The organism is Streptomyces sp. Ag109_O5-1, from assembly GCF_003814875.1.
Taxonomy (GTDB): domain Bacteria; phylum Actinomycetota; class Actinomycetes; order Streptomycetales; family Streptomycetaceae; genus Streptomyces; species Streptomyces sasae.
The window spans coordinates 3,337,930-3,351,394 of sequence record NZ_RKQF01000001.1 but is presented as its reverse complement, the minus strand read 5'-3'; the positions used below and the strand labels follow the sequence as shown (position 1 = coordinate 3,351,394).

3 protein-coding genes and 1 pseudogene are annotated in these 13,465 nt (G+C 69.5%); 2 read left to right on the top strand and 2 right to left on the bottom strand.

The features are described 5' to 3' along the window. Window positions 1–35: 35 nt before the first annotated feature. Window positions 36–428 carry a DUF5959 family protein gene (locus tag EDD90_RS15010; RefSeq protein ID WP_123973499.1) on the bottom strand — a complete coding sequence of 131 codons (393 nt, stop codon included), beginning with the start codon at window positions 426–428 and terminating at the stop codon, window positions 36–38. Between the two features lie 22 nt (window positions 429–450). Next, window positions 451–7,707 (bottom strand): RHS repeat-associated core domain-containing protein, encoded by a 7,257-nt coding sequence (locus EDD90_RS55450; RefSeq protein ID WP_185149103.1) that lies wholly within the window; start codon window positions 7,705–7,707, stop codon window positions 451–453. 348 nt (window positions 7,708–8,055) lie between these two features. On the opposite strand from EDD90_RS55450, the gene EDD90_RS14995 reads away from it, so the two are divergent. Together EDD90_RS14995 and EDD90_RS14990 are read left to right on the top strand one after the other, a co-directional pair. Next, window positions 8,056–12,321, top strand: a complete 4,266-nt coding sequence (locus EDD90_RS14995) for a ricin-type beta-trefoil lectin domain protein (RefSeq protein ID WP_123973498.1) — start codon at window positions 8,056–8,058, stop codon at window positions 12,319–12,321. A 738-nt stretch (window positions 12,322–13,059) separates the two neighbouring features. Next, window positions 13,060–13,316 (top strand): annotated as a pseudogene (locus EDD90_RS14990) (RraA family protein); the annotation flags it as partial. Window positions 13,317–13,465 lie beyond the last annotated feature (149 nt).

Below are 13,465 nucleotides of genomic sequence, written 5' to 3'. Positions count from 1 at the left end.
ATCCTTATTTCAAGAACGCCATGCGCTACCCGAGTTCACATCTCCTCGTTGAATCGCCTGAGGCGGTTCCGTTGGTCGTCGATCCATCCCTCCTCAAGAGCGATCGGGATACGGACGGTCACCATGGACAGTGACTCGTCGTCCACGACGACCTCCGGGCAGTCCCGCTCCCCGTCGAGCTGAATGCTGATGGTTGGGCCGCGGTCCGTCTCCATCCAGACGACGTCCTGCCCCCGGTCGAGCTCGTCCAGTGCCTTCGCCCAGGAATCGAGCTTCGGGGGGGACAGGACCAGCAGCGTGCCCCCTTTGACGAACGTGCTGGACACCTCGATCCGCGCCTCCCAGTAGGGGGAGCCCATGGGTGAGAGGACCGTGATGACGACTTCGTTCTCGAGGTCGCTCAGCCGCACAAGTTCATACGGAAACATCTTCTCTCCCTCACCGATGGCCTCAGCCCACCAGGAACTGGGCGGCAGTTGACCAGCCATAATCGTCGAACGCACTGATGTCCAGCCGGAACGGCACATTCGAACCTGGCAGATAGCGCGGTGCCGCTTGGAAGAACACTTCGTTCTGCGTGGCTTGTACATGGGCGGCTATCGAGTCGCCGAACGTGGACAGGGCACCATTGTCCACCTTCGACTTCGTCGCGACGATGTTCGCGGGGACCTTGCCGTCCCCACCCAGCACCTGCGGAAGGAGGTGTCCTCGTGTGAGACCGGTCGAGTTCTTCACAAAGCCCGGCGGGATGATCCGTCGGCCTGCCTTGGTCCCCTTGCCGATGTCCGCAGGACTGACGATGGCCGATACGCCTGTCCGCCGCCCGTCGGGCAACACCCTGCCGTAGTCCACGTCACCGCGGGCGTGCGGGCGGGCAGGGGTCGATTTGGCCGGCTGCGGCTGCGGTGCCGGGTTCGACTGGTCGCCCCCGCCAGCGGGAGACTTACCGCTGCCGCCCGGCTCCTTGCCGCCCTTGCCGGTGCCCGCCTTCGGTGTCGACGGCGCGTCGTCGCCCTTGGGTGTGGTCGGCGCCGGGTCGGCTGGGGTGGTGGTGGGCAGGTCGCCGGAGAGCAGTTTCTTGACCGCTCCGACGAAGTCCTCGCCCTCCGACATCGCGGCCTTGACCGCCTTGACGGCCTTGATCCCGCCGCTGACCGCCTTGTAGGCGCCGTAGCCGTCGGCGGCGAAGGTGCCGACCACGCCGGTCCACTGGCCGGCCACGTAGGAGGTGGAGCCGGTGTCGACGCCGAAGAGGTTGCCCAGCGGGTGGTCGTCGACGTAACCGGTGTGACCGAGCTGGAACGGGGTCTCGTTCGAGTAGCCCGTCCAGCCGTTGAACCACGGGTTGTCGCCGTTGACAATGCCGGCGAAGCCGTTCCAGCCGTCCGAGAGGGTGTTGACGCTCCACTGCCACGGGTCGCCGACGACGCTGTCGCCCACACCGCAGAAGAAGCTGCCGACCGCGCCGCCCCAGTCCGAGTACCAGGCCAGGCCGTTGGGATCGCTTCCGGAGACGGGGTTGCCGGCCGCGTAGCCGTAGCCGCCCATCTGGTTCGGGTCGTCGTTCTCGAAGACCGGGTCGACCGACAGGAACCGGCCGGTGACCGGGTCGTAGTTCCGCACTCCGAGGAGGTTCAGACCCGAGGTCGCGTCGGCGGGCTTGCCCAGGTAGCCGTGGTTGTCCGCCCAACCGGTGGGCGCCGGGCCGCGCGGGTTGCCGTAGGGGTCGAAGGCGCGCCGGGTGACGGCCAGTGAGCTGCCGTCCACCTGGAGCTGGGCGGTGCCCTGCGGGGTGGTCGGCTGGTAGCTGATGCCGCCCTTGCTGGAGCGGACCGTCACAGTGCCGTCGGGGGCGCAGTAGTAGCGCAGCCCGGTGACGGCCTTGGTAGCGGTGTCGAGGGTGAGCTGCTCGGTGCCGCCGAAGAGGTAGAGGGTGTTGCCGCCCGGCCCGCGCTGGACGAGCAACTGGCCGTCGGCGTCGTAGAGGTAGCCGGTCTTCTTGCCGTCGGTGGTCGTCGCGGAGGTCAGGCCCTCCTCGTTGTACTCGATCCCCTGACTGCCCGGGTGGGCTCCGGTGGTGGTCCGGGTCTTGGTGTTGCCCGCGTCGTCGTACTCCGGGGTCAGCACGGAGGTGCCAGTGGTGGGGTTGCGGGTGGTGACGGTGGACACCGCGTTGGGCCGCTGGGCGGGGGCCGTGCCGGCGCCCGCGTAGGCGAACGTCTGGGTGGTGTCCTTGGCCGCGTTGCCGGTCACGTCGTGCGCGACCTGCTGGGTGCGGTCACCGAGCTGGTTGAACTGCCAGTCCGTCCAGTACGGGGCCGGTCCGCCGACGGTTGCCGGACTGGGCCGAGAGGTGGCGCACCGGGCGAGCTGGCCCGCGGTGGCCGTGGTGAGTCCCTTGGTGTCCGTCCAGGCGGTGGTCAGCCGGTCCTGCGCGTCGTAGGCGAAGCACTGGGTGTCGGCGGTCCGGTCCGTGCCGCCGCTCGAGCGGACGTCGGAGACCGCGGTGATGTTGCCGGCCTGGTCATAGCCGTAGGTGGTGTCCGAGATCGGGTTGGCTGTGTTGGTCTGGAGGGTGACTCGGTTGGTGGCGAGTCGTCCGGTCGCCTGGTCGTAGGTCTGCGCGGTGCGCAGCTGCTTGGACGGGGTGCCGACGGTGGTCTGGAGGACTTCTCCGAGCGGGCTGTAGTTGACCGTGGCGACGTACGGCCGGCTGGGCGAGCCCATGCTGACCAGGCCGCCTTCGAGGTTGTAGCCGTAGCCGACGGTCTCGGTCGGCAGACCGCCGTCGGCGCCATACGTGGTCGCCGCGAGCAGGCCGACGTTGTCGGTGTAGGAGGCCTTGGCGGTGTAGGTGCCCGCCAGGGCGCCCTCGGCATCCGGTATCACGGTCGAGGTGCTGGTCGGCTGGCCTACCGCGTTGTACGCGTCGATCTTCTGGACGTAGGCGCTACCGTTCTTGCCGCCGACGTAGCGGATGGACGCGACGGGCAGGCCCTTGCTGAGTTCGTCGTAGGTCCACTCGGCCAGCAGCTTGTTCGGGTCCGTCGTGCCGTCGCCCGAGTACTCGGCTTTGCGGCGGCCCAGCAGGTCGTAGGTGAAGGAGAGGGTCTGCTTGCGGGCGTCGGTGGTGCGGTCCAGCCGGCCCAGGTCGTCGTAGTGAGAGGTGGAGGTGCCGGAGTCGGGGTCGGTCTGGGAAACCACGCGGCCCTGCAGGTCGTAGTCGTAGAACCAGGTGTTGCCCACCGAGTCCTTGACCGTGTCGATCTGTCCTGTGGGTGTGTAGGTGTAGTGGGTGGTGATGTCCGCGGTCGCCGCCTTGCCGGCGGTCCCGGTCGACCAGAGCACGGTGTTCGACGCGTCGTACACCGCGACGTTGTCGTCGGACTGCACCTTGAGGTAGCCGCCGGTGTGACCGGAGGTGTCGCTGGACCACAGGGTGGTCTTGCCGGTGGCGTCCAGGACCACGAGGTTGCCGTCGGTCTGCATGACCGCATAGGCGCCCGGCTTGCCGGACGTCTTCGACGACCACAGCACCTTGTCGCCTGCAAGCGAGGTCAGCACCAGGTTGCCGTCTGCCTGCATGGCCAGCCGGACGCCGGCGGAGACCAGCGAGGTGCCCGAGGCCAGCTTGGCGCCGCCGGTGAGCTTGCGGTCCGGCGTGGTGTCGCGCATCACCGTGGAGGTGGGGCGGCCGAGCGCGTCCGTGTAGGTCGTGGTGGCCTTGCCGCCCTTCGGCGGGGTGGTGTCGACCCGGTCGGCGCCCCGGTAGTCCGCCGACGACTGGAACAGGGTGCTGGCGAACGACACCATGGTGCGGGTGACTGGCCGGCCCTGGCCGTCGTACGCCGTGCGCGTCACCGACGGGCCCGTGCGGTTGGTCTCCGCCCACATCGTGCTGCCCGGGGCGTGATCGGCGTCGGAGTACGCCGCGATGTTCGAGACGGTCCAGCCGTGCGAGTCGTAGTAGGTGGAGGAGACGAGTCGTCCGGCCGAGTTGTCCGCGGGGGTCGACTGGGTCTGGCGGGGCTGCAGCGTGCCGTCGTAGATGGTGACGGAGGTGCTGTAGGTGCCGTCCTCGCGCAGGCCCTTGGTGGTGACCGAGGACGGTGCGGGGTTGTCGCCCGCACCGTGGACGTCGTAGCTGTAGATCCGGTCCGGGCTCTCGTCCTTGTCCTTGTCCCGGCCCGGCGACCAGACCTTCTCCCGCCGACCGAGCGCGTCATAAGTCGCGTCGGTGACCTGCTTGTTGACGTCCACCGCGTGGGTGACCGAGCCGCGGCCCGGTGAGACTGTGCTGGTGGCCGTCCACTTCAGGGGGTTCGTCGTGGACAGGGTGGTGGGCAGGATGCCCGAAGTGGGCTCGTAGGACGAGGTCGTGGTGTTGCCCGCTGCGTCCGTGTTCGCGACGACCCGGCCGTACTTGTCGTACGACATGCCGCCGAGTGTCTGGAACCTGGGGTCGCCGCTCGCGTCGTACGAGGTGACCGACTGGGTGGCGGTGACCAAGCCGAGCGAGTCGCCGTTCTGGCCGAGCCGGCCCAGGGTGCCGATCTTGTCGACCGAGCCGTCACCGTCGTAGTAGATGCGCTTGTCGGAGAGGGTGGTGTCCTTGCCGGGGGCGGTGCCGCAGGGGCCGGCGACGCTGATGGTCTCCTTGGGGTAGACCAGCATCATCGGGTTGTCGGCGGGCGCGTCGGCGTAGGTCGTGGTGGTGCAGGTCTCCTGCTTGGGCTTGGAGACGTCGCCCTCGTCGTCGACCTTCCAGGTGCGGCCCTCGTCGTCGAAGGTGGTGCTGGAGCGAGTGGTGCGCCAGGTGCCGTCGGAGAGCAGCCCCATCGTGCGGGACGAGGTTCCCGTGATCTGGCGTGCCGTCATGTCCGGCAGAGTGGAGAGCTTGTCGGGCTTGGGGTCCTCGGACGTCCACGCCGTGCGGTCCCGGGAGGCGGTGACCTTGGAGGTGGGCGGGTCGGTGAGGGTACGGCCCACGACGGTGCCGCCAGCCTTGGTGTAGCTCAGGGCCTGATACGGGGTGCCGGCCAGCCAGGGGCTGTCGGTGATCTCCTCGTTCACGGCGTTCTTGACCTTGACGCTGCGTTTGGAGCCGTCGGACTTGTAGTCGCCGTCCATGCCCTGGAGGTAGGAGATGGTGTTCTGGGTGACGGGGTCCGGTGCCGCGCCGGTGGTGGTGGTGACGGTGCGGAAGCCCCGGAAGTCGTTCCAGGTGCGGTGCTTGTCGTCGGTCAGGTCGGAGTCGTCCCGGTGCCAGGCCGCGCCGTCGCTGTAGGTGTAGTTGGTGACCTTGGCGGGCGAACCGGCCTTGGTGCGGTCGCTGTCGGTGACCTGGGAGACGAGCGTCTTGTTGAACCAGTCCTCGATGGGCTCCACCCCGCCCGGGGTGGTCCAGAACACCGGGTAACAGGCCATGGTGTTGCTGTCGGCCGAGTCCGGCATGTTCTTCTTCTCCCGCGAGCACTCCGGCGGGCGGTAGGTGACCGCGACCGACTCACCGGTCTCGGTCTGCACGCTGGAGATCCGCGGGTGGAACAGCGGCGGGGCTGCCGGGGTCAGGCCGTCCACGCGGTTGTCCATCTCGATTCCGGCGAAGGTGACCGGGTCGAGGGTGATCGGCTTGTCGCCGCCGGCCGAGGTGTCCTCGCCGGTGTGGACGATGGAGGACAGCCACATCACCGACTGCAGCGAGCCCGTGCTCTTCGGGTCCTGGGTGTTGCCGGTGACCGGGTCGTAGGTGCCGCCCGCGTCCGAGAAGACCTGCTTGAGCTCGTAGCTGTCGACGTCCTGCCAGCCGGAGGCCGTGCGTACCGAGGTGTCGACGCCCTTGAGCCGGTACGTCGTCCAGAAGGTCGGGCCGCTCGTCAGGCAGACGCCGTCGGTGTCGTCGTCCTTGGGCTTGTTCTTCCAGTCGGACTCGCAGTGCAGGTCGTAGGGGGTGTCCGGCCAGTCCTTCGCGGTCTTGGAGGAGAGGTTGTCCGCCTTGCAGACCGTGTCGGAGGTGGTGCAGCGCTGCGCGGTGCGGAAGACGACCTTGGCGGCCGGCTCGCGGCCCGCCCGCGCGTCGGCCAGCTGGTAGCCGTAGGAGATGCGGGTGAGGTGGCCGCCACGGACGTACTTGGTGATCTTGCCGCCCTTGTCGTCCTTGGCGACCTGGCCGTAGCCCATGTTGTAGTAGTTGGACTCGGTCGCCCAGTCGTAGCGCTGGACGTTGCCGTGCGGGTCGACGACGAAGTCGAGGTTGAAGCGGTAGCCGACCGGCTTGTCGCACTGGGAGTCGTCGCCCTTGTCCTTGTCGTGGCAGGGGTCGCCCGACTTGGGGTGGTAGACGGGCACGCCCCAGGCGCTGTCGGTGGCGTCGTCGTCGGTGGTGCCGGGGGCGTGGTTCAGGCCGAGGTAGTAGGCGGTGCCGTCGGTCGTGGTGACCTTGAAGTACTCGCCGTCCCACAGGCCGTTGGACGCTCCGGTGAGCCGCTGGATTCTGGTGCCGTCGTCGGCCTGGAGGTGGTACTCGCCGTCAGAGTCGCGGACCAACTGGCCGTTGTGGGTGCCGAGTTGGATGGTGGCATTCCAGCCGCCCCAGCACTCGTCGCCGGAGTCCTTGATCCCCTGGTCCTTGCAGCTCTTGTACGAGCGCTCGATGAACCCGGGGCTGTAGGACCAGCCGTCGCCGACCCAGGAGGACTGGGAGTTGCGGGCGGAGGTCTCGCCGTCGACCGACTGGGAGTCGTAGGACAGGCCGACGTTGGGCGCCTGGCCGCCGAGGGACGGGGGCACGGTGATCGGGTAGTTGTACGTGAAGGCGCCCGAGGCCGAGGAGGACCAGGCGCCCGAGGCGGACAGCGAGGTGGCGCCGAAGTCGCCCTGCGAGCCCTTGCTGCCGGCGACCGCGGCGACCGCCATGCCCGAGGAGGCCAGGGCAGTACGGCCACGGCCGGAGGGAGCGGCGGGCCTGCCTGTCGGCTTGGTGGTTGCGGCCGGCACGGCGACGGTGGCGGTGACCTTGCCGGCCTGCGGGTCGTTGACCGATTCCAGCGGGGTGCGGGTGCGGCAGGCCGCGAGCTGAGGTGTGGTCAGGGCGCAGGCGGGCATGGCCACCAGGTGCAGCCGGGAGGCCCAGCCGCCGCCGTACGCCTGCTCGACGGCGGTGTAGTCCAGCGAGACGGAGACGCCGCCGGCGCCGGAGCGGTGGTCGCCGCGCGCGAGGCCGACCAGCAGGCCGTCGATGCCGGCCTTCTTCGCCTGTGCGCGGTCGGCGAGGCGCACCCGCACCGACTTGGCCGGCTCGACCGGCGTGCCGTGGCCGACGAGCGCGTGGGCGCCCGGGCCGATCGCCGACGGTGCGACGGGCGACAGCGAGACGGGCAGCGCGGCGGCCTTCACCTTGCCGGGCGCGGCGGCCGCGGCCCGGCCGCGCACCTGGTGCGCCGTGCCGAGGTCGACGGTAGCGACACCGCCCGCGGGCCACTTCGGTGCCTTCACCTGGTGCCCAGCGAGCTCGTGGGCGCCGGGCGGCGGGGTGGGCTCCTCAGCGCCGGGGCCGTCCGCGGGGTGCCCCGGGACCTTCGGCTGCTCGGGCAGCGGATCGGCCGCCCAGATCTCGTCCTTGTACTGGTAGCCGCCAACCACGACGTCGGCGACGGCCGGCTGAACGGCCAGCGAGAAAGCGGCGGTCGTCGCGGCCCAGACGGTCACCTGCCGCAACCACGCCCGTCTCCGGGCACCTTGAATTCCGCGCGGTCCTGCGCGCATGCGTGATCCCCCATGTAAGAAGTCCAGCAGCCGAATTGGTCAGTGGTCAGCTGACGGCTCGTCTGGTCAGACCGGAACCGTATTGCCATGTCATGTGCGCAGCAATACCCTTCCTCAGCGGTCACACTGCTCACAGCCTTCACATGGGTCCATCACAGGCCCTTCACAGCGGGGCATGGCGCGACCAAGTACCGCAATTCCGACATGCGGCGACCCTCGGGGGGACGCTCTGTGAGAAGGACCACAGCGGCGCGCCGGGGGGCGTCGCCCACGCTCTCGAAAGGGCGATTCATGGGGGAACCCACCCGCGTCCGGAGTCATCCGGCGCGCAAACTGACGCGCCGTCTGGCGCTGTCGGCGGCCGTCACCGGCCTGCTGCTCGGCGCCGTCGGCCCGGTCTCGGCGGCAGGCCCGCCCGCGTCGGCGGCCGCCGACGGCGCGGACAGCTCGCCGCTCGCGACCGCCCGTGCCGAGGCGGCCAGGACCGGACAGCCGGTCACCGTGGATCAGCTGACCACTGAGACCTCGGAGACCGTCGCGAACGCGGACGGCACCTTCACCCAGACCTCGCATCTCCAGCCGGCCCGGGTCCGTAAGGGCAGTGAGTGGGCGGACGTTGACGGCGGCCTGGCTCGGAACTCCGACGGAACCTTCTCCACCAAGGCGACCCCGTCGACCCTGACGCTCTCCGGCGGCGGCGACGGGCCGCTGGCCACCCTCGTCGACGAGGCTGGGCACCGGCTGTCGTACACGCTCCCGTTCCGCCTGCCGGCCCCGGTCGTCAGCGGTGACAGTGCTCAGTACAGCGATGTGCTGCCGGGAGTGGACCTCAAGGTGACCACCACCGACCAGGGTGGCTTCCACGAGGTCCTGATCGTCCATGACGCCAAGGCGGCCGCCGACCCCGCCCTCGCCTCGCTCCGGCTGACCACCGGGACGAGCGACGGCGTGACCGTCGACGCCGACCGGGACGGCGGGGTGACCGCCACCGCGGCGGACGGCACTCCCCTGTTCAGCTCGCCCACCCCGATGATGTGGGACTCGTCCGGCGCACAGGTGGCCAGCCCAGCGCGGAAGACCGCGGCCCGCCGCACCGCCCGCGCGGCGAACACCTCGCCAGCCCAGGGCACCACCGGTGACACGGCCTCCACCGCGGAACAGCCGGGCAGTGGCGCACAGGTGAAGCCCATCGGCGTGAGCAGCGAACCAGGCGCGCTCACCCTCACCCCGGACGCGGACCTGCTCGGCGGCAAGGGCACGGTGTGGCCGCTGTACATCGACCCCTTCACCAGCCCGATCACGAGCAAGAAAAGCCACTTCATCACCGTCAAGGAGGGCTGCCCCTCGCAGAGCCCGTACGACGACGCGCAGGACAACGGCGAAGGCGTCGGCTACGAGCACTGGCGCAACTGCTTCGGCCTCAACCGCGCGTACTACGAGCTCAACATCGGCAACCTCACCAAGTCGATGACGATCTCCAAGTCCGACGTCCACCTCACCTCGACCTACGGTGCCTCCTTCGACTGCGACAACGAGACGGGCGTGCGCCTCGCGACGGTGTCGGGGATCAGCAAGAACACCGACTGGGATCACCAGCCGAAGCTCGCCGGCGACGGCTACATCGGCGGTACGCAGAAGGTCAAGAGTTCCAACCTGAGCCAGCACTGCGGCGACCACGATGTCAAATTCACTGTCACGGACCAGATCAAGAAGCTGGCGGGCAAGGACGACAGCTGGACGTTCGGCCTGTGGGGCAACGAGTCCAAGTCCTCCAGCAACTTCGACTTCGTGCGGTTCGCGACCAACCCGTACCTGACCACGGTCTTCGACATCGCGCCCTCCGAGCCGGACCGTCTGGGCACCACCCCGGCCACCATCAACCCCTCGAGCAACGGCTGCGACGGCGCGGCCGACGGCTGGATCGGTGAGTCCGGGCTCGCCGGTGACACCTCCGACATCACGCTGAACGCGCACCTGAACACCGACATGAGCGGCGTCAACCTGCGCGCCCGGTACGAGGTGTGGGACACCAAGACCGCGGACGACGACGGCGGCTCCACCAGCAAGAGCAAGCCGGTGAGCGGCCAGGTCAGCGACGGCGGCACGGCCCGGGTCAACATCGGCTTCAAGGTGGCGGACGGCCACCAGTACGGCTGGCACGTCAGGGCCGACGACGACACGCTGATGAGCGGCTGGTCGCCGAACTGCTACTTCAAGATCGACCTCAGCGCGCCGAGCATCCCGTTCTTCACCGACTCCGCCGTCTTCCCGCCGCTCGGCGCCGATCAGGAGCCCACCGGCCACGCCGGTGACCAGGGCGTCAAGATCAAGGTGACTGCAAACGACCCAACGCCCACCGGCTGCACCCGCGGCAGCTGCGTCAGCAGCGGCATTGACCGGTTCGAGTACTCGCTGGACGCCAACATCCCCGGCAGCGGCGCGGCCAAGGTGGACGCCGTCGCCGGTGCGGGCGGCACCGCGAGTGCGGAGGTCCCGATCGTGCTGAGCGCCGCCCAGTGGGGCGCGCACACGCTCTTCGTCCGGGCGGTCGACAACGCGGGCAACACCCAGGGCACCGTGGGGCAGTACAGCTTCTTCGCCCCGTGGAACCCGAAGACCAAGGTCACCGCCGGTGACCTCGACGGCGACGCGATCCCCGACCTCGCCGCTCCCACCCGCGACGGCGACCTCGTCCTGGTCCGCGGCAACGCCGACCCGGCCGCAGCGCCCACCACGATGTCGACCAAGGCGCAGAGCCCGGACGGCAGCGGCTGGGACAACTACCTTGTCGCCCACCGCGGCACAGCCACCGGCAGCAACGTCGACGACCTGTTCGCCCTCAACAAGACGACCCACGAGCTGTACCTCTACGCCAACGACGCCGTCACCCCCGGCGGTCGCGCCGGGCACTTCACCCTGACCCAGAACGTCGTTCCGATCCGCACCTCGGACTCCTGCCCCGCCAAGGGCTCGGACGGCACCTGGGACAACGTCACGCAGATCCTGGCGCCCGGCAAACTCGCCCAGTTCGCGGACGTCCCCGACCTGATCACCGTCGACAAGGGCGAACTCTGGTACTACCCAGGGACCTTCCAGGCCGGCTGCAACCTCGGCCAGGGCGTGAAGATCGGTACCGGTGACTGGTCCGACACCACCCTGCTCGCCCCCGGCACCGTGGGCGGCGTCCCGACCCTGTGGGCCCGCGACAACGCCACCGGCGCGGTCAGCAGCTACCCGCTGACCTTCTCCGCCGGGGTACCGACCAGCACGCTGGCCGCCCCGCGGCACGCCCCGCTGGTCTCCGCGGTGCTCGACACCAACGACAAGAACCTCTGCCTGGACATCGCCGGCTCCCGCACCGCCAACGGCACCGCGGCACAGATGTACACCTGCAACGGCAGCGACGCCCAGAACTTCGCCCTCGGCACCGACCACACCGTGCACGTGCTGGGCAAGTGCCTGGACGTCACCAAGGGCGACACCGACAACGGCACCCTGGTGCAGCTCTACCAGTGCAACAACACCGACTCCCAGGAGTGGGTCCCCGGGCCGTATCCGGGCACGCTCAAGAACCCCCAGTCCGGCCGCTGCCTCGCCGACCCCGCCGGCAACCGCAACCCCCGCACCCAGGTCGTCATCTGGGACTGCAAGAACACAGCCGACCAGAAGTGGGCCGCCACGAACGGCAATGTGCTGCCCGCCGCCCAGCGGGTGCTCCCGGTCGGCGTGGGCGAGCAGGACTACCCCACCGCCGCCTCTCCGGGCGACGTGCAGGGCACCGGCTTCCCTGCGCTGTACGCAGCCTCCCGCTCCGGCCGGATGATCGAGTACCCGGGCGCCGCGGCCGACGGCGGCCTGGCACAGTTCACCGCCCCGGTGAGCATCGGTCACGTCCACCGGCCGACCGACTGGTGGAAGCTGGACGGCACCACGGACAGCATCCGCCCGGCGAACGGCCTCACCCTGAACGGTGGCGCCACCGTGACCGCCGACGCCGCCCGGGGCAACGCACTCGCCCTCAACGGCAGCACCGGCTACGCAGCCACCTCGGGCCCCGTGCTCGACACCAGCCGCAGCTACACCGTCTCGGCCTGGGCCAACCTCAGCAGCCTGACCGCGAACTCCACCTTCGTCTCGCAGTCCGGCACCAGCGCCAACGGCCTCCAGCTGTACTACTCCAGCGGCGCTCATGCCTTCGCCTTCGGCCACGCCCACGCGGACGACACCGACGGCAAGTTCACCAGCGCCTACGGACCCACCACGGGGGCGCAGAGCCCCAAGACCAACACGTGGTTCCACCTGGTGGGCGTCTTCGACGCCGACACCCAGCAATTGCGTCTCTACGTCAACGACGACCTGGCCGACACCGCCGCCTACGAGGGCACGGCCTGGAACGCGACCGGACCGCTGCAGATCGGGCGCCGCATCTTCCAGGGCACCTACGGAGAGTACGCCGCCGGCAGGGTCGCCGACGTCCAGCTCTTTACCGAGGCCCTCACCCCCGGCGGGGTGGCCTCACTCGGCCGGAACCGCCCGGTTCCGACCCAGATCGGCTGAGTCCCGGGTGCTGTGGACGGGGGCCCGCCCACCCAGGCGAGGGGTGGGCGGGGCTCCGCGCTTGTGCCCACAGGGTTACCGGCCTGCCCACGGCTGCCAGGGTGCGGGAGGGCAGACGCCGTCGGAACTTCTCCCGATACAGCGCCAGGTCCTCGGCAACCGAGTGCAGTCTTTCTGCTTTGAGCAGCAGGGGCGGGCTGGCCGCCGTGACGCTCGTTTGACGCTCTGGACGCCCGCACGCCGGGCGATGAGCCGAGAAAGCGGCTCTGAGCTGGGATTTTCCGCGACTTGCTCAAGCCGACATCTTTCCGATGACGCATCATGTGGAGTGCGTGGCTATTCTTGAGCCGGTCGGGAAGGGCTCCTGACCTGCCGTTTCCTGATTCCTTCGGTCGGCTCGACCTGTTTCGTGGCGTGGAAACAGTCGAAGCCGGACAGCGCCGTGTGATCTGCGTATCCGCCTGAGGGGGTGGCTTGTGCGGTGGTGACGGGGCGCGTTGGTTTTTGCGGCGTGACGCACGAATGACGCACGGGCTGAAAAACCGTCAGGTCCTTGCAGGGCCTGGCTCAGGTGTAGAGACGAGTCGGCCGGCCTCCTCGTACGCCCTTTGTTGTCATGCTGCTCGGTCACAGCCGGGAGGCCCGCGCGCGACAGGGCCTCCCGTCCCGGCCCCTCGCCCGCGGCGCGGCGGAGGGCAGCCGCGCCGCGCCCCATGATCAGGCCGTCCCCAGTGGTTTCGATGCCCGTCCGGCGACAACCTTATGCTCCACGCGGCCATCCACCGGGCCCAGCCCGGCTCCGTCATCGTCGTCGAGTCCTGGGACACCGACTTCGCACTCGCCGGTGGCAACGTCTGCGCCGTCGCCCGGCGCTGCGGGATCGCCGCTTCGCCCTCGACGGACTGATCAGGGACCTGGGCGAGGTACGAGAGATCGGCGTGAGCGTGACCGGCGGAGACTTCGTGGTGGCCGACGAGGAGGGCGTCGTGGTGGTGGATCGTGGGAACAGGGCCGCGACCTCTCCTCCCTTCTTCGCGAAGTCGCCCCCGGCACCGCCGCCACCGCCAGATGCCGCGTCGAGTACGTCCACCGGCCGCGGGCGGCAGACGCCACCCGGGTCATCGCGGTCGGCGAGCGCGCTCCG